This window comes from Neobacillus sp. 19 (assembly GCF_049463095.1).
Taxonomy (GTDB): domain Bacteria; phylum Bacillota; class Bacilli; order Bacillales; family Cytobacillaceae; genus Neobacillus.
The window spans coordinates 43618-62198 of record NZ_JBMPZU010000029.1; the positions used below are offsets into that span (position 1 = coordinate 43618).

At 42.3% G+C, this 18581-nt stretch carries 16 protein-coding genes; 3 read left to right on the forward strand and 13 right to left on the reverse strand.

The features are described from left to right. Positions 1–50: 50 nt before the first annotated feature. The gene (locus tag ACO1D1_RS06845) at positions 51–896 is read right to left on the reverse strand and encodes a VOC family protein (RefSeq protein WP_423335371.1); all 846 of its coding nucleotides are present in this window, start codon (positions 894–896) and stop codon (positions 51–53) included. 248 nt (positions 897–1144) lie between these two features. Between ACO1D1_RS06845 and ACO1D1_RS06850 the strand changes: the two genes are divergently transcribed. Both ACO1D1_RS06850 and ACO1D1_RS06855 read left to right on the forward strand, forming a co-directional pair. Continuing rightward, on the forward strand, positions 1145–1963 hold the full coding sequence (locus tag ACO1D1_RS06850) for a UDP-glucose dehydrogenase family protein (protein ID WP_423335372.1): 819 nt from the start codon (positions 1145–1147) through the stop codon (positions 1961–1963). Between the two features lie 24 nt (positions 1964–1987). Further along, positions 1988–2518 carry a phosphatase PAP2 family protein gene (locus ACO1D1_RS06855; protein WP_423335373.1) on the forward strand — a complete coding sequence of 177 codons (531 nt, stop codon included), beginning with the start codon at positions 1988–1990 and terminating at the stop codon, positions 2516–2518. An 88-nt stretch (positions 2519–2606) separates the two neighbouring features. Here the strand turns inward: ACO1D1_RS06855 and ACO1D1_RS06860 are convergent, their stop codons facing one another. From ACO1D1_RS06860 to ACO1D1_RS06880, 5 genes are all read right to left on the reverse strand, one after another. After that, the gene (locus ACO1D1_RS06860; RefSeq protein WP_423335374.1) at positions 2607–3989 is read right to left on the reverse strand and encodes an L-cystine transporter; all 1383 of its coding nucleotides are present in this window, start codon (positions 3987–3989) and stop codon (positions 2607–2609) included. Between the two features lie 221 nt (positions 3990–4210). Continuing rightward, entirely contained in the window at positions 4211–5842 is a 1632-nt protein-coding gene (locus ACO1D1_RS06865) for a M20/M25/M40 family metallo-hydrolase (RefSeq protein ID WP_423335375.1), read from the reverse strand. Positions 5843–5966: 124 nt separating this feature from the next. Further along, complete coding sequence (locus ACO1D1_RS06870; RefSeq protein WP_149868520.1) at positions 5967–7406, reverse strand: amino acid permease; 1440 nt, start codon at positions 7404–7406, stop codon at positions 5967–5969. 39 nt (positions 7407–7445) lie between these two features. Next, complete coding sequence (locus ACO1D1_RS06875) at positions 7446–8207, reverse strand: dimethylarginine dimethylaminohydrolase family protein (RefSeq protein ID WP_149868519.1); 762 nt, start codon at positions 8205–8207, stop codon at positions 7446–7448. A gap of 23 nt (positions 8208–8230) precedes the next feature. After that, complete coding sequence (locus ACO1D1_RS06880) at positions 8231–9085, reverse strand: dimethylarginine dimethylaminohydrolase family protein (protein WP_423335448.1); 855 nt, start codon at positions 9083–9085, stop codon at positions 8231–8233. A 186-nt stretch (positions 9086–9271) separates the two neighbouring features. On the opposite strand from ACO1D1_RS06880, the gene ACO1D1_RS06885 reads away from it, so the two are divergent. Further along, on the forward strand, positions 9272–10009 hold the full coding sequence (locus ACO1D1_RS06885; RefSeq protein ID WP_149868517.1) for an IclR family transcriptional regulator: 738 nt from the start codon (positions 9272–9274) through the stop codon (positions 10007–10009). Between the two features lie 101 nt (positions 10010–10110). Here the strand turns inward: ACO1D1_RS06885 and ACO1D1_RS06890 are convergent, their stop codons facing one another. From ACO1D1_RS06890 to atoD, 7 genes are all read right to left on the reverse strand, one after another. Then, complete coding sequence (locus tag ACO1D1_RS06890) at positions 10111–11736, reverse strand: ATP-binding protein (RefSeq protein ID WP_423335376.1); 1626 nt, start codon at positions 11734–11736, stop codon at positions 10111–10113. Between the two features lie 150 nt (positions 11737–11886). After that, positions 11887–13308, reverse strand: a complete 1422-nt coding sequence (locus ACO1D1_RS06895) for a sigma-54 interaction domain-containing protein (protein ID WP_423335377.1) — start codon at positions 13306–13308, stop codon at positions 11887–11889. A 113-nt stretch (positions 13309–13421) separates the two neighbouring features. Further along, on the reverse strand, positions 13422–14207 hold the full coding sequence (locus tag ACO1D1_RS06900; RefSeq protein ID WP_423335378.1) for a 3-hydroxybutyrate dehydrogenase: 786 nt from the start codon (positions 14205–14207) through the stop codon (positions 13422–13424). 31 nt (positions 14208–14238) lie between these two features. Further along, complete coding sequence (locus ACO1D1_RS06905) at positions 14239–15678, reverse strand: GntP family permease (RefSeq protein ID WP_423335379.1); 1440 nt, start codon at positions 15676–15678, stop codon at positions 14239–14241. A gap of 334 nt (positions 15679–16012) precedes the next feature. Next, a complete protein-coding gene (locus ACO1D1_RS06910; protein WP_423335380.1) occupies positions 16013–17194 on the reverse strand; it encodes an acetyl-CoA C-acetyltransferase in 1182 nt (393 codons plus the stop codon). Then, a complete protein-coding gene (locus ACO1D1_RS06915; RefSeq protein ID WP_423335381.1) occupies positions 17187–17861 on the reverse strand; it encodes a 3-oxoacid CoA-transferase subunit B in 675 nt (224 codons plus the stop codon). Before ACO1D1_RS06915 ends, ACO1D1_RS06910 begins: the two co-directional genes overlap by 8 nt. Beyond that, complete coding sequence (gene atoD, locus ACO1D1_RS06920) at positions 17858–18520, reverse strand: acetate CoA-transferase subunit alpha (RefSeq protein WP_149868510.1); 663 nt, start codon at positions 18518–18520, stop codon at positions 17858–17860. The genes ACO1D1_RS06915 and atoD overlap by 4 nt, the downstream gene beginning before the upstream one ends. Positions 18521–18581 lie beyond the last annotated feature (61 nt).

Genomic DNA, 18581 nt, shown 5'->3' on the forward strand with positions numbered 1-18581 from the left:
TACAATGATATACTTAACTTTCAAGAAAATTTTACCTATAGTTGGAAATTTTAGACCACTAATCGGATTTGATTTCCTGATGGGTCATTTGTTACATAATAATCTGCTTCTTGGTTTATCGGGGCGCCAAGCAGCCTTAGCTGCTGTATTGCTTTCTCTCTTTCTGCTTCATCCGGGAAGACCAGAGTATACCAGCTTAAGCCGACACTATTTTCCGGAGGGGTTGGAGCCCCCACACCCTGCCAAGTGTTTATTGCAATATGATGATGGTATTTTCCTGTTGAAAGAAAGGCTGCCTGCGGATAATAACTGACCACTTCAAAGCCAAGCCCATTTGTGTAGAAATCTTCTGCTTTTTTCAAATCGCCAACGTGAAGATGGATGTGGCCCATAATTGTCCCGGGAGGAAGACCAGTCCATTCCGCATTACTTTCCGCAAGAATCCCTTCCGCATCCAGTTGTTCGGTTGCCATCTCCACTAAATTATTTTTCCAAGTCCACTCGCCAGATGGGCGATCTCGGTATACTTCAATCCCATTGCCGTCCGGGTCATTGAGGTAGAGCGCCTCACTGACATAATGATCCGCAGCACCCAGGGGATAGCCCGTTTGAAGCAAGTGCCTTAAAAAGACCGATAAATCGGCACGTGATGGCAATAAGATGGCAAAATGATACAAACCAGATGTATTAGCCGGCTTCGGGCTCACATCTGCAGGCTGTTCAAGCGTTAATAGCGGTTTTTTCCCGTCTGCTGTTAAAACGGCCTGCTGTACGGTTTTCTCCAATACTTGAAGTCCAATGATATTTTGATAAAAGGTAACTGAATAGTCCAGATTCTTTACCTTAATTGTGACCTCACCAACATAAATATTAGGTTCTTGATGAAACTTTTCCATTTTATCTATCCTCCACTTCTTTTTTAGAAGTTGCTTTTATTATTCTTAATTTAATTTAATATTTCATTCATATTGTCGGCATTCGCTTCACTTAAAGTGTACCTTGTATTTATCTTGAATTCAATTATTTTAAAATCAAATTACTTTTAATAACTATATATAGTCTTTATACTTTCTTTACAGTAAGTTAAGAAAATATCCATGTTTCTCTAATACAATGGAGTTAACAAACACATTGGAGGGATTGGATGAAGGTTTCAGTTGCTGGAGCAGGATATGTAGGCTTGGTCACGAGTGCTTGTTTAGCAGAATTAGGACATCAGGTAACGTGCATAGATATACAAAAAGAGAAAATCGACATGCTCCAGTGCGGACGTTCACCCATTTATGAGCCAGGATTAGAGACACTATTAGAAAAAAATCTGCGTAACGGGCAACTGCATTTTACCACGGATCCTCATCAGGCATATTCAGGTGCAGCCATCATTTTCATAGCAGTTGGAACACCTGAAACACATGACGGTTTTGCAGACCTAAAATACATACATGTGGTTGCTCATACCATTGCCAACTATATTGATCAGGATGTCATTGTCTGTACAAAAAGCACGGTTCCAGTCGGTACAAACGAGATCGTTCAACAAATTATTGACAGTAGGAAACCTCCTAACCTACATGCAGAAGTGGTGGCCAATCCCGAATTTCTACGCGAAGGCGCAGCAATTATTGACTTTTTCCACCGAGACCAAATTGTGATTGGCACCAGTCATCGTGAAACAGCAGCTTTTATGGAACAATTTTATCTGCCGTTAAATATTCCGATTATGAAGACAGACACCAGAAGTGCAGAAATGATTAAATATGCTGCTAATGCCTTTTTAGCTACAAAAATTAGTTTTATCAATGAAATAGCAGCCATTTGCGATAATGTCGGTGCGGATATAGAGGAAGTTGCTTTTGGCATCGGTCAAGATAAACGGATTGGCCATCATTTTTTTAAAACTGGGATTGGCAATGGCGGTTCCTGTTTTCCTAAGGATATTAAGCAATTGATACGTTTCGAATGAAAAATTTTTAAAGGAGCAGCGAACATGACAAGATGGATTCAGACAATGTATGGCTTTGAGTGCCGGGTGTTACTACGGGTAAACCGTCATTTTGATAAAAAGCTGTTAAATCTATTTTTCCGAACGGTTACACATCTTGGAGGAGCGGACGTCACCATTGCTTCTGCACTCCTCCTTATCTTTTTATCATCTGGTGAGGCAAAATTGACAGCAATCGCCAGTGCACTTGCGTTATCAGCGAGCCATATTCCGGTCCATATAATCAAACAGCTGTTTCCACGAAAAAGGCCGTATTTAATGATCAATGAAACCAAGTTCCCTGCGAACCCATTGCAGGATCATTCATTCCCATCGGGGCATACAACAGCAATTTTCTCTGTTGTGACCCCTTATGTATTATTCAACCCGCAATTGGCAAGTGTTCTTATTCCTTTAGGTATCTGTGTGGGAATATCGCGCATTTATTTAGGGCTTCACTATCCTTCAGATGTCCTCGCAGGAGGAATGCTTGGAGCCATTACGGGGATTTTATGCTTTTGCATTTTAGTTCTATAACAAAATGAAAAAAGGTAAAAAGGGTGTCAGGCACCATGAATATGGTGCCTGACACCCTAAATAATATATGCACGATACATTTGTTTAATTATGCTTCGACTACGTTTGGCTGTTGGTAAACTTCTGTTTCGATTTCACCTGTTGCTTTGCCTGTTAGGACACCGGCTGTTAAGGCGCCGCTTACGTTTAGGGCTGTACGGCCCATGTCGATTAACGGTTCAACAGAGATTAATAGTCCTACAATTGCAACTGGAAGATTCATAACCGAAAGAACGATTAAGGCAGCAAATGTCGCACCGCCGCCAACGCCCGCGACTCCAAATGAACTGATTGCAACTACTAGAATAAGAGTAAGAATAAATGATGGGCTGAATGGATCGATTCCTGCAGCAGGAGCGACCATTACCGCTAACATCGCTGGGTAAATACCGGCACAGCCATTTTGACCGATGGAAAGTCCGAATGAACCGGCAAAGTTGGCAATTCCTTCAGATACACCAAAGTCTTTTGTTTGTGTTTTGATTGTCATTGGCAATGTTCCCGCACTTGAACGTGAGGTAAAAGCAAAGGTTAAGGTCGGCAATGCTTTTTTCACAAAGTTTACAGGGCTCAGCTTTGCAAATGAAATAAGCAGTAAATGAACAATGAACATCAGAATAAGCGCCACATATGAGGCAATGACAAACTTACCTAACTTCGCAATCGCTGCAAAATCACTCGTTGCTGTTACCTTGGTGATAATAGCCAAAATTCCATACGGTGTAAGACGTAAAATAAGTGTAACAACCCTCATGATAATCTTATAAAAAGTATCAATAATCTTGGCAAAGAACTCTGCATGCTCGGGATCTTTTCTCTTAACTCCCAGGTAAGCCACACCAAGAAAAGCAGCAAAGATAACAACCGCAATTGTCGATGTCGGACGGGCACCTGTTAAATCTTGAAACGGATTACTTGGAATTAATTCGAGTAATTGCTGCGGCATCGTCATATTTTCAACGCTAGCCACCCGTTCCACTAACAGTTCATTCCGTGCTTTTTCGGCATCACCCTCAGCTAGATGAATACCATCAAGACCAAATCCTAAAGCAGAACCAATACCAATTGCTGCAGAAATAGCGGTTGTTCCGAGCAGGATTCCAATCACAAGAAAACTAATTTTTCCGATATTTTTAGTCAACTTTAACTTAGTAAAGGCACCGACAATTGAAATAAATACAAGTGGCATGACCACCATTTGTAAAAGTTTAACGTATCCGTACCCTACAACGTTAAACCAATCGATCGAACCAGTAGTTACTTCATGCGTTGTTCCGTAGATTAAATGAATAATAAAACCAAAAACAATACCTAACCCCAATGCAGTAAATACACGTTTTGAAAATGAAACATGTTTTTTCTGCATGATAAATAATCCAAACATTAATAATAATAGGATTGCAATATTCACAATGATTAGAATGGTATTCACAATAATCCCCCTTATTTAATTTATTGAAAATTTTAATACATTTATTCCAATGAGTCAAGTCGGAATTTAATTTTTCTTTCCCCGCTTTCTCCATGGATAATTAATCATTTAGCATTCAAATAATGTGCCATCATAGAAAATTCTATTCCAATCACTAAAAAATGGTGTCAGGCACCACTTGTGGACAAATGTCCATTTATGGTGCCTGACACCGTTTGTCCCTATTCACAAGTGGCAATAGTGGATTCATTACGAAAAAACTCTCTGATCATCCCTTCGACAAGGGCAGGGACTTCCTCAAATGCATTTTTTATATGCAGTCGCTCTGTCCGTTTGTGAGCGTCTTTTCCAAATGGACCAACATTTAAGACAGGGGCCTGCAGCTTAGCCATTGCATCAAATGGGATACTGTAGCTTCTGCCCCAGACAGGTGTATTTGCTTTGAAAGCCGTCCATCCCTCTTCTAAGTCTTGATAATTCACATAGCTTAAATCGCTGATTCCATTGAAATAATGTACTTGCCCCACATCTAAGCCAAATTGTTGAAGACCCTGTTTTTTCACGTATTCAACACACTGCTTAACCAGTGCATTCGCAGAAGAATTAACCGCAGGGTAGTATGGCGGCGCAAAAAGCAGGACCATAGCCGGGGCCAGTTCTTGACACTCGATCATCAGCGTATCGGCGATTCGAAATGACTTTTCCCGGTCATCCCACTCTGCATGTTTATTAACCGCAGCTTTAACCTCCTCCACAAAATCGGGGCCAAATTTATGAATCGCATGGTCTTGGAGATCCTCATAACGCATGACCCTGACTTCTCGGATCGCATCCACGGCTTGTGCTTTACAAACCTCCCTGTACGCAAGATTACAGGCTCTAGCTGCATCTGCTGCAACAGTTTCAAAAATCCGCATGATTTCGTCAGCATTTCGTTCCATTAAAAACACATTATACAAGGCGGCTGCCCGGTAAGGGGTTTGAACCGAATACTCCAGCTTTAAATCCTTTTGCTGAAGGGTAACCGGCAGTGGTGTTGTTTCTCCCTTCACCGTCTCTTGTAAACTCTGATTCCATTCCATCCGTTGGGTCAAAAATGATGCAATATATGGAGCGGTAATTCCACTTAGAGGTTCCCCCACATGTGTCTCTTTCCCGTAAAAAAGAGCCGATGGCATGATTTTGCCTATTGAACCGGAATACACATAATAATTACGATCACCCGGTTCTTGTGAAAATACTGGCTCCCCATTTAAGAAAAGGCTATAGGAAAGTTGATGCACTTCTTTTAATTCTAATAGTTTAGTCACTGCTGCACGCATACCGGCGGAATTGACCTCTTCATCCGGAACAGTCAAAAGGAGAAGATTAATCGGCCATTGTTCAGCAGCTGCTTTTTCGATCAACCCCATATGCATGACAAGCCCCATTTTCATATCCATGGTACCGCGTCCGAATAAATACTCACCCGATTTCAAATCTTGTTGGGCATTCTCCGGCAACTCATCCATTCTGCTTAGAAGTAATTTGGTTAATTCCTCCGGCTGATAAGCAAACTCCTCAATGTCACCATATTCTTCAGTATTCACCGTATCAAAATGACTAATCAAAACAATCGTTTCCAATGCATCAGGATGCTTATACAAAGCCGTTAAAAAATGCCGATCCAAATCAACGTCATGAAGAGACAAAAAATTAGGGTTTTCCTTATAATAAGCCAATTCCTGAAGCTTCGCTCGAACCTTTAAGGGAAATTCACGCTCTCCCTCTGTTAACGTCATACTCTTCCAACTCACCACTTCACACAATAAACGGCGCAATGCCTCTGGCGTTCCCCACATAAGCTGTTCCATTCACACCATAACTCCTTCAACAAAATGATAATAAGAAAATAGGGACAGCACCCATCAGTTCGAGCAGTGTCCATCTAGGGTGGACACTGTCCACGAATGGTGCCTGACACCCTTTAGTAACTCTCTATAGTGTTTTCGTTTCCGAGTTCGTTCCCGAGTTCGTTTCCGTTTCTATTTCTGGGCTGGTCTGCCCGCTTTTTTTGTTTTTAATGTAATAGAATAGGTAGCAGGTGAGTAGGAATCCTATGCCGACTAGGAGGCCAACTAATTGGGTTGGGTCGAATGCCAGGAATATTAGGATTGAGACACAGAAAATGATACAAATGAGCGGGATTAATGGATAAAAAGGAACTTTGTACTGTAAGTCCTCTAATTTCCCGCCGGCCTTTAGGTATTTACGACGGAACATCAATTGCGAGAGGGCAATACCGATCCAAGAAATCGTAACCGAAATCCCTGCGATAGACATTAATAGAACAAACACTGTATCAGCTGCTACAACGCTTGTCAGTAAAGATAATAGAGAGAAAATCATTGTAAACACAAGGGCTGTAAAGGGAACCTTGCGTTTGGACAATTTTCCAAACAGCTTCGGTGCCATCCCATCATGCGCCATCGCCCAAAGCAGACGTGTTGATGCATAAATACACGAGTTTCCTACTGATAAAATCGCCGTCAGGATGACAAAATTCATAATATCCGGTGCGAAAGGAATCCCCGCTAAATCCATCAATGTCACAAATGGGCTTTCTAATAAACCGAGTTCCTTGGTAGGAAATATGGCAGATAAGATAATAATCGATGCAAGATAAAAGACGATAATTCTAATAAGAACATTTCGAATGGCACGAGGGATATTTTTCTGAGGCTCCTCACTTTCTCCAGCCGCAATCCCGATTAGCTCCGACCCTTGGTAGGAAAAGATAACATTCATCATTGTAACAAACAGAATCGCAATCCCTGCTGGAAATAAACCAGTGGGTGCTAAATTCTCTAAAAATGGCGCGGGTCTGTTTTCTAACGGAATCACACCAAAAATAGCCCCGGCCCCAATAATAATAAAGAAAATAACTGCCACTACTTTAATGCCGGCAAACCAATACTCGGCTTCTGCAAAGCCTCTTGTCGTCAAGGCATTAAGGACAAATAACAATGCAATAAAAATAGCACACCAAATCCAGACAGAGATATCCGGAAACCAGCGTTTCATCAAGATACCGGCAGCGGTAAACTCAACCCCTGCCGTTGTGGCCGATCCAATAAAATACATCCACCCTAACGAAAATCCCGCCGATGGACTGATAAATTTACTAGCGTACGTTTGAAAAGAGCCAGTAACAGGCATATGAACCGCAAGCTCCCCCAAGCACACCATGACAAGGTATAAAATGATCCCGCCAAATAAATACCCTATTAAAGCTCCTCCTGCTCCCGCCTGATTAATCGTATAACCTGCGTTTAGAAACAGCCCCGTTCCAATAACTCCCCCTAACGAAAGCATAAATAAGTGCCGCCGTTTCATGGACCGATTCAATTGATTTTCCTGACCCTCTTGTCCGACCATCCTTCTCACACCCCTCGTATTGTGCTGTGCAGATTGTTCCTAAAACCGTAATGACAAGCAGCTTAATCCACCATCTAATTTTCGAAATTCCGACATTTCAAGCTCAATGGTTTGATAGCCAGCATCGTTAATTTGTTGTTTTGTAACCGGGTATCCCGCCGGAATGATGACATAATCATTCACGCGAATACAATTTGCCGCATACTCTTCCTCAGGAGGGACAATAATTTTTGAATAAGAATTGAAATCCGGATGGTCGATAAACTCCCCGGCCACAACAATCGTTTGGTTTCCTAAATAGGCAATTCCAGTTTTTAAATGAAAGAACTTATCTAAATGAACAATAGTAGCTTTATAGTTTTCTAATTCTAAAATTTGTTTTAATTGCTCAGCTCCCTGCTGGTTTGTCCTTGCAGATATTCCAATATAAAAATGATCCTCTATTTGTAAAATATCGCCGCCATCCAGCGTTCCGGGAGCTTTTATATAGTAAATATTTTCATAGAATGACTTGACTGCAGGTTCCATTTCTTGAATCTCTCCATTACGGGTAAGAGCGCCTGGATTGCTAATAACCGCAAAGCCCGGTGTCAGCACAGCGGTATCCTCAACGAATGTCGAGTCCGGATATTCGTTATTGCTAGGCAGGATGGTCACATCTACCCCGCATGTCTTCAATGCATCAATATATGCAGCATGCTGTTCTAATGCTTTTTCCAAATTAGGAATCCCTAAATCGGAAGTCGTTAATCCGTTGACATAACTTTCCCCAGGTGTTTTGACAATCGTGTTTTTAAACATGTTGGCTCCTCCCTTCATTTGTTCTACCCGCGACTTACTGGACATGTTAAGCATGTTGGTCCTCCTGTTCCTAAATAAGAGATTTCATTTCCTTCATATTCATAGACAGTTGCTCCTGCTTCGATTAACTGTTCCTTTGTGTAAGGGCTTCCATAAGCCATAACACAAACTCTTGGTGCTAAAGCAAGTACGTTGCAGCCAAGCCGGCCGTATTCATTATCTGGTACTTCAATCAGTTGAAAACCGCGCTCAATTAGCATTTGCCTTAGAAAGACAGGCATGAGTCGCGAATAAACAACTGCCAAGTTTTCATCTACAATACTGATAAAAGACATCAGATGCAGACACTCTTCTTCCCCTTGGTCATGCGGCAGCTGAACAACTATACATTCGTCGACTAAATCCTTTGTCATCTCCTTGATTTGGCGGATTGCCTCGTCATTTGTTCGATAACCGCGCCCAATTAATAATGTACGATCATCCAGCCAAACAAGATCCCCACCGTCGGCTACCGCATCACCAGACAATTCACCTAATATTGGAATCTCCTTTTCTTGTAAAAATTCCTTATACACTTCTGCTTCCGGCTGACGCAGTTTTTTTCCTGATTTTAATATAATCGCGCCCTTTTTCGTGAACTTAACAGGGTCGTGGGCATAAAGAGAATCCAAGCCGACCCGTTCGGATACTGGTAAAAACTCAATTTGGCCCACATGTTCCTTCATAATCGAAAGAAACTGTTCATATTCATTCTGTGCCTTCATAAAATTAGGTTCATTTATATAGTTGAATTTCTTCCATTCATTTCGCAGATGCTCTTGACTCTGAAAGGCATCCTTTGGGTGTTTAACGATTACAGTATTTAGTTTTTTGTACATCGACGATACCAAGTTTTTTTCCTCCCTTTTCCGTATAATGGAATGCATTTCCCCTGACAGGAAAACTTATAATATGATATTATAGGAGCAAGAAACGCATGTCAATATATTTCGAATTTACTGATAACAGATAAATCAAATTAATAACTTTCTATTGAAAGAGATAAATTTTATGGGGATGATACTGTGCAGACAATTGATAGGGCTATGCAAGTAATCAAAGTTCTTGCTAGAAATGAAACGAAAAAATGGTACTCGATTACCGATTTGTCGAAGGAATGTGACTTACCGGTTAGTACGATGCACCGGCTTTTGCAATCGATGAAATCACATGGGTTAATCCAACAGGATCCCGAGCTGAAACTCTATTCAATGGGGAACACATGGCTGGAATACGGATTGCAAATGTATGATACCTTTGATTTTGTAGGGCTGATACGTCCCGAAATGGAGCAGTTAATGCGTGAAGTGGAGGAAAGTGTTTACTTTAGTAAACCAACTGGGTTAGAATCGCTGGTCGTCGAAAGAATCGATTGTCCGCATAACCCTATCCGTATCTATGACCAACTTGGGATCCGAATTCCTTTGCATATTGGGGCGGCAAATAAAGTGATGCTCGCAAATATGCCGATGAAGGAGGCAGCCCTAATTGTTGATTCATTGGTGCCAGTGGAGGATAAAGAGGATTTCTTGCAATTATTAAGAAAGGTTCGAAAACAAGGATTTGGAGAGAGTCACGGTGAGAGAACACCGGGCACCTCTGCCGTCGCGGCCCCGCTCTTTAATCAAATGAACGAACTCATCGGCGCACTAAGCATCGGTTATGTCAATTACAATGTAACAGAAGAAAAACAAAACCTATTAACCGAAAAAGTAATCGAATACGGACTGCGGATCACCTCCAAACTCAAAACCAAATCATAGGGTGTCAGGCACCATTTGCAGTTCGCACATAGTATAAAGGGTGTCAGGCACCATTCGTGGACATTGTCCACGGGTGGTGCCTGACACCCTTACTATTATTCTCAACTTGCCAATGGCAGTTTTATTTCGACTATGGTTCCTTCTTTTAATTTGCTTTTATAGACTATGCTGCCGTGGTGCTGTTTTAGGATTTTGTGGCAGATCATGATGCCGAGTCCTGTTCCTTTTTCTTTTAAACTATAGAAAGGCTCACCTAAGCGAGGCAGTAATTCCTCGGGGATGCCGCAGCCTTGATCTTGAACAGAAATAATGCACTCATCTGTCAGCCCCTTTCGAAGGTTAACCTGAATGTCTCCGCCCTGCGGCATTGCCTCTATCGCGTTCTTGAAAATATTTAAGAACACCTGCTTTAATTGATTCTTTTCCCCTGTAATCATAAACGGTGATTCCTCAAACTGTAAGTTAAATTGAATATTGTTCAAAAGTGCCTGGGGTGATAATAATTCAAGTGTATTTTCAATTAAGTCTCTTACATCAATTACGTTGAGCTGCACGGCTTGTGGTTTCCCCAATGTGAGAAGTCCGCTAGTAATACTTTCAATCCTTTCTAATTCACTTAAAAGCAGGTCATTATATTCAATCGAACTATTTTCCGCTTTATATAACTGAACAAAGCCTTTAATGGTGGTAAGAGGATTGCGAATTTCATGGGCTACTCCGGCAGCTAATTCTCCGACAATCGAGAGCTTTTCAGATTGCAAAAGAATTTCTTCGGATTTTTTCCGTTCGGAGATATCACGGCTGATCAGGACGATATTCTCTATCGCTTCTTTTTCGCCTTTAACAGGCATACAGCGGGACTCCACTTCAATCCAGCGGTCTTCCTTATGCTTCAAACGAAACTCCAATGATTGGGACTCTTTCTGTTCAAACATCTTCAAGATTGCCATTTGAAACTTCGTCACATCGTCCGGATGAATAAACTTGCATAATTCAATCCTTTCCAGTTCACAGCATTGGAATCCTAACACATGCTCGTGCGAAGGAGAGAAATAACTGATCGACTGCTCTTTATTCATCACCATGATGAGGTCAGACGTATTCTCTGCGATAAGGCGGTACTTTGATTCACTTGCCTCCACCATTTTGTACATTTCCGATAATCGATTATTTAAGCGATACAGCTTTAAATATGACTCAATAAGTAATACCCCAATGATGACACCTAACATCACGAATAATAGATATTGAATATGGAAGAAAGGTTCATCTCTAAATACGTTAAATATGATGGGTATAATGATTATATAGATGAATAGATACGCTCCATATAGAATAACACTTTTTTTCACTGGGGTAAGACGCTTTGTATACAAATGGATGAGAGAAAAAACAATCATAATGATGGTCCATCCAATAATTGCCGGAGTCCAATGACCACTTGAAAACAGTCTGGAGGTCAAAGCAAATATCCCGGTAATAAAGCCTGGCGCGGGTCCAAAATAGGCAAAAACCAGAATGACTGGGGCGTAGCGAATGTCATAGGAGTACCCATTTTGTTGAAAAGATAGCGCTACGAGGATAACCGAAACAATTCCACCATACAATCCGACCCAAAAATCAACCTGCTTCAGCGGTTTAAGATTAATGAATGAACGAATGATTAACGGCGTACTTACTAATAGTGAAAATATTGAGAGATTAATAATGTAGTCTAAAAGAACCAACTGACTCCCACCCATACTATGTCGAATTTATCTATTCTCTCTTATCTTAAACTACAGTTTGTACTATTTCCATATGGTAGATATAATTTTTATTGGAATTTCCATCCATATAGGCAGGAAAATTTATTAGTTTGAAACCAAGCCTCATTCCTATTTAATATCATGCAATTTGCATTTTTCATAAAAACTGGTTTTTCCTATTTCCAGCAGCTTGGCGGCATCCTGCTTATTTCCATTTGTCACGGCCAGTGCTTGGAGAATCGCTTCCTTTTCAACTTTGGCAAGCGTATCCTTTAATGAAGGGATCGGTAGTTGCTTATTTACTAAAGGATCCTTCATAACCGTATTTGTTTCGTTCATTTGGCTGGCCACCAACTCTTGGTCACGTAAATATAGCGGCAGGTGGTATATGTCAATCATTTTACCGTCTAACACATTGATCGCCCGCTCAAGCACATTTTCAAGTTCACGAATGTTTCCCGGCCATGTATGCTGCATCAGCCTTTGTTCTACCTCCGTAGAAAGTTCAATTCTTCTTCGAAAAAATTTACCTTCCATCTTTTTCAATAGTGTCATAGAAATTAATGGAATGTCCGCTTTTCGCTTTCTTAGTGGAGGTATCTCGATTTTGATTACATTTAACCGGTAATATAAATCCTGACGAAACTTCCCTTCTTCCACCATTTTTTCTAAATCGCGATGGGTAGCAGCAATGATTCGGACATCAATAGGAATAGATTTTTGTCCGCCTACCCGCTGCACTTCTTTTTCTTGTAAAACTCGCAAAAGCTTACTTTGCATCGATAGCGGCATATCACCGATTTCGTCTAGAAACAAAGTTCCATTATTTGCAACTTCAAACTGCCCCTTTTTTCCGCCCCGTTTCGCACCGGTAAAAGCCCCTTCATCATAGCCGAATAATTCTGATTCTAGTAAATGCTCTGGAATCGATGCGCAGTTGATGGCAACAAATGGAAGAGTGGACCGACCGCTATCGTTGTGAATGGCATGGGCAAATAATTCCTTCCCAGTACCTGACTCACCCGTTAATAACACAGAAGAATTGCTTGCAGAGATACGTTCAGCCAGTTTTTTTGCAGCGAGAAATGATGCACTATTTCCAATTAAATCGTGAAAATGGTATTTACTTTTTAACTCTTTTTCCACTTTTGTTTTATAATATTTCAGTTCTTCCGCCAGATTCTGAATCTTTGTTTTATACATCCGCCATTCCTCAGGATTACGAAACATCACTGTTCCTAAGGCGCCTACTATTTCACCATCTACAATCAGCGGAAAGCGGTTTGCAACCATCTCACTTCCGTTTATCGGATGAACAGCAGCCAGCTCTTTTTGGCCTGTCTTAGCGACGATGTGCATACGCGTATTTTCAATCACATCTTGTACGGGGCGGTTGATGGCATCCACAACGGTCGTTCCTAAAAACTCACAATAAGCCTCATTTATATAGAGAATAATACCGTCACGATCGACCACAACAATTCGTTCTCCCAGAAGATTAATGATTTGCTCGTGCCAATTAAGTGGAATCGCTTCCATTCCTCGGTGCATCTTTTCACGCCCTTGCTAGATTTGATAAGTTCATTATAACAAAAAGTAAATTGGCTGTTACCCCGATAAAAAGAATCCTATTCCCTGTAATCGAATAGGATTCTAGAACTCTATTATTGAGCAGTGTATCCGCCATCCAAAATAACCGCCTGACCAGTAACTCCTCTGCCTTTATCACTAGCCAAAAAGACAGCATAGTCTGCAATTTCCGTTACGGATAAAAGCCTTCTTTGCGGCACGAGCGGGAATAGAACCTCTTCAATTACACTGTCTAAGCTAACATTTCTTGTTCTAGCCAAATCTCCCAGCTGATTTCGTACGAGCGGCGTATCAACATAGCCAGGGCATAGGGCATTCACGGTAATTCCATGTGCAGCACCTTCTAATGCGGCAACCTTCGTCAAACCAATTACACCGTGCTTTGCACTATTATAGGCAGCCTTCCCTGCAAACCCGATGACCCCATTAATGGAGGCCATATTAATAACTCGACCGAATCCTTGCTTTTTCATTATAGGGAATACATGCTTTATCCCGATAAACGGAGCAGTAAGCATGATTTTTAAGAGCAGCTCGAATTTTTCAGTAGGAAATTCCTCAATTGGCGAAACGTATTGCATTCCGGCATTATTCACTAAAATATCTAGGCTTCCAAATGTTTCGTATGCTGACTGAAGGCTTTTTTTGAAAGCTTCTTCATTCGTAACATCACATGGAGCTGACAATGCTTCAAACCCCTGCTCTTTTAATGCAGCCGCTACCTGTTTACTTTTTTCGGCATGTACATCTGAAATCACCACTTTCGCGCCTTCCTGTGCAAAAGTTTTTGCGATTTCCAATCCAATCCCACTTGCAGAACCTGTAATAAATGCTTTTTTTCCTTCTAATGACTTTTTCATACAAGATCCTCCTTAAATGACTAACGGACTTTTAAATAATTCCAAAGATAGAATAAAGCGCGATGACGAAGAAAACAGCTATTGTTTTAATGATGGTAATAGCGAAAATATCGCGGTACGATTGCTTGTGAGTTAATCCTGTAACAGCAAGCAAGGTAATAACGGCCCCGTTATGCGGAAGTGTATCCATTCCACCCGATGCCATCGCGACAACACGGTGCATGACTTCTGGCGGAATATTAGCTGCCGCTATCGCCTGATTGTATTTATCAGCCATCGCCCCTAACGCAATCCCCATTCCACCGGAGGCAGACCCGGTAATACCGGCAAGGGAACTAGTTGTTACAGCACCATTGACAAGCGGATTCGTAAAGGTATTCGAGATACCATCACTAATTTTCGCAAAGCCTGGAAGTGAGGAAATAATCCCGCCAAACCCGTATTCGGCCCCTGTATTCATGGTGGCAAGCAAGGCACCGGCAATACTTAGATTTAGACCTTCTTTAAAATTCACGGTAACGCGCTTCCAATTGTAAGCAAGTGACGAGACAATCCCGACGACTAGCGCCATTTCTATCGCCCAAATCGCTGCAACCGCCGCTACATCTACTGAATAGGCTTTTAAACCGATCGCTGAAAAATCAAAGCCATTCGGATACCATTTTGGTATGTAGGTAATGAATAGTTTATTTGTCACCCCTACGAGAATCAGCGGGACAAATGCCATTATTTGTTTGAAAACAGATTGACTAGAAGTTAAATCAGGGGCAGATTCATCCTTTTCCTTTGATACTGCCAACTCTACGGCTGCAGCAGTCTCTTTATTGAAGCCATAGTACCCTTCTCCTGCTTTTTCCGCCTTTTTCCTTCTCATCTCCAGATATAGCAGTCCAAGACCTAAGACAAAAATAGCCCCGATGATGCCAAGTGTTGGCGCGGCATAAATATTCGTTTTAAAGAAGGCTATTGGAATGACGTTTTGAATTTGCGGCGTTCCCGGTAAAGCATCCATCGTAAAGGTAAAGGCACCAAGTGCTATGGTCCCTGGGATGAGCCGCTTCGGAATATCAGCTTGTTTGAACATTTGTGCAGCAAATGGATAAATGGCAAAAACAGCTACGAATAGACTTACACCGCTGTAGGTTAAAATAGCCCCCAATAACACAATCGTCAGCATGGCGCGTTTTGCACCAAGCATGCGGACAATGGTCTTGGCAATGGACTCAGCAATCCCCGACATTTCCACGACCTTCCCAAAAATGGCGCCTAATAAGAAGACTGGGAAGTAGGATTTAATAAACCCAACCATTTTTTCCATGAACACACCTGAGAAGAACGGTAAAACATGGCTTGGGTCAACAAGCAGTACCGCCAAAAGTGCACAGAGTGGCGCAAATAAGATAACTGAAAAACCCCGGTAGGCAACAAACATCAGCAGTCCAAGTGACAAAAGAATAATAAATAATTGCATGCAAATCCCCCTTTTTTGTTTTTTGTAAGCTTCACATAGCTGTTAATGGGTAAGCGTTTACAAATTGAAACTTACATAATTTTAGTTGCAATTTTCATGCCAACTTTATCACCTTTTCTGAAAAATAAAAGTATTGCCTCTATTATTCAATTAAAATACATATTTCTAAGTTTATAAACATAATTAAATTAAAAAAACCTACCTGTTATTTTGAAATGAAATTCCGCTTTTCCGGAAAATAACCAAGGTGTAATTCCGAAAAAACGGAATTTTCCGCCTTTTCGGAATCGCTTTCTTGCACGCATGACCCCGGCTGTGGTTAGGAACCCCACAATTATTCCATTTCCACAATGGTCGCAATCCCTTGACCGCCACCGATGCAAAGTGCTGCCAGCCCGAAACGTGCATCCCGGCGTTTCATCTCGTGCAGTAAGGTGACAAGTACCCGTGCACCACTGGCACCAATCGGGTGACCTAAGGCAATGGCACCGCCATTGACATTTAGCTTTTCATTTGCAATTTGCAGTTCACGTTCGACTGCCAGCGACTGCGCGGCAAAGGCTTCGTTTGCTTCGACTAAGTCTATCTCCTCCATTGTCAGTCCTGCCTTTTCCAAAGCCTTTTTAGTAGCAGGCACGGGCCCAATGCCCATTATTTTCGGGTCCACTCCAGCCGTGCCATTGCCGCGGATTACCGCCATTGGTTTAATGCCTAGTTCGCTTGCCTTTTCCCTGCTCATTAGGACTAGCGCGGCCGCCCCATCATTTATACCAGAGGCATTTCCAGCTGTAACGGTTCCTTCCTTTTTAAAAGCAGGCTTTAGTTTTGCAAGCTTTTCGGCTGTTACCCCGGCACGTGGAAATTCATCTGTTTCAAAAACGATAGGCTCGCCCTTTCGCTGTGGAATCACGACGGGAACGATCTCATCCTTGAACTTCCCTTCGTTGATTGCTGCTTCTGCCTTTTGCTGGCTCCAAGCAGAAAACGCATCCTGTTCTTCTCGGCTTAAGCCATACTGCTCCGCGATATTTTCTGCTGTCACCCCCATATGGCAGGAATTCAAGGCACATTGCAAACCATCCTGTATCATACTGTCGATGATTTTCCCATCGCCCATCCTGTATCCAGTCCGGCCATCCGTCAATAGGTAAGGTGCTAGACTCATATTTTCCATTCCGCCGGCGACAACAATTTCAGCCTCCCCGGTTTGAATCGCCTGAGTGGCGAGATGCACGGCCTTTAATCCAGAGCCGCAGAGTTTATTGATGGCCATCGAAGAAACCTCTATGGGCAAGCCTGCTTTCATAGCAGCTTGGCGGGCAGGGCCTTGGCCAAGGCCGGCTTGAAGAACATTTCCCATTATCACTTCATCCACTTGGTCGCCTTTTATGCCCGCACGGTTTAACGCTTCCTTGATTACCAGTGCACCTAACTCTACGGCAGGGGTATTACTTAAAGTCCCCATAAAACTGCCAATGGCTGTCCGAACAGCGCTTACAATTACAACATCACGCATGAATCGATTCCTCCTGTATTTTTAATCTGGGACTAACAATAAACGCTGCCTCTGTTTTTTCCCTTACCGTCGCTAAATCAGCACCCTCTTGAAGTTCTTCTAGAACCAAACCTTCGTCAGTTACGCAAAAAACAGCTAATTCCGTGACAATCAAATCGACAACACCTTTTCCGGTAAGGGGCAAACGGCATTGTTCAAGTACTTTTGACGATCCATTTTTGGCCATATGCTCCATCGCGACAATAACTTTCTTCGCCCCTGTGACCAAGTCCATTGCCCCGCCCATGCCGGGAACCATTTTTCCAGGAACCATCCAATTGGCAAGATTTCCTTTTGCATCTACTTCTAATCCGCCTAGAACAGTTACGTCCACATGCCCCCCACGGATTAATTCGAATGAGAAAAGACTGTCGAAAAAAGCACCGCCAGGAAGAATACTGGAAGGCTGTCCGCCGGCATTGACTAAATCGGGGTCAATCTCTCCTTCCAACGGTCCGAGGCCGATATAGCCATTCTCCGATTGAAGGATCACGTTGACGTCCTCTGGCAGAAAGTTCGGCACCATCGTTGGCAAGCCGATTCCCAGGTTGACTACATCCCCGTCCTTCAATTCCTTCGCTACGCGGGCAGCGATTAATTGCTTTGGATTTACGAGCGTGCTGTTCATGATTGACATCCTCCCTGAACAAAAATTTTATCAACTAGGATTCCTGGGGTCATAACCTCATCCGGGTCAATCTCGCCGACTTCCACAAGCTGCTCCACCTGAACAATCACAGTATCAGCAGCCAACGCCATCAACGGATTGAAGTTCCGAGCGGATCGATGATAAATCAAATTTCCCGCTCTATCTGCTTTAAATGCCTTAAGTAGGGCAACTTCTGCACGCAGTGGTTTTTCGAGCAGATACTCCTGTCCATCGACCATAATCTTTTCTTTCCCCTCTTCAACAACCGTTCCAACACCTGTCGGGGTCAATACCCCACCAAGACCGGCCCCCCCGGCACGTACACGTTCCGCAAGTGTTCCCTGGGGAACAAGCTCCACTTCCATTTCACCAGCAATCATTTGCCGGCCTGTTTCCGGGTTCGTTCCGATATGGGAGGCAATTACTTTCTTTACCCGTTTGTTTACAATTAATGGCCCTACGCCGGTTTCGACGAAAGCGGTGTCATTCGCAATCAAAGTAATATCCTTAACCTCTGCTTCAAGCATGGCATTGACAAGTGCCTGTGGTGTACCCACTCCCATAAATCCACCTGCCATAATGGTCATCCCGTCCGAAAACATTGATGAAGCTTCTTCAATTGAAATGATTTTATTCACTTAAAAGCACCTCCTGAAAAATAAATGAAGTTCATTTTCCTCACACCTATTTCTCATGCAA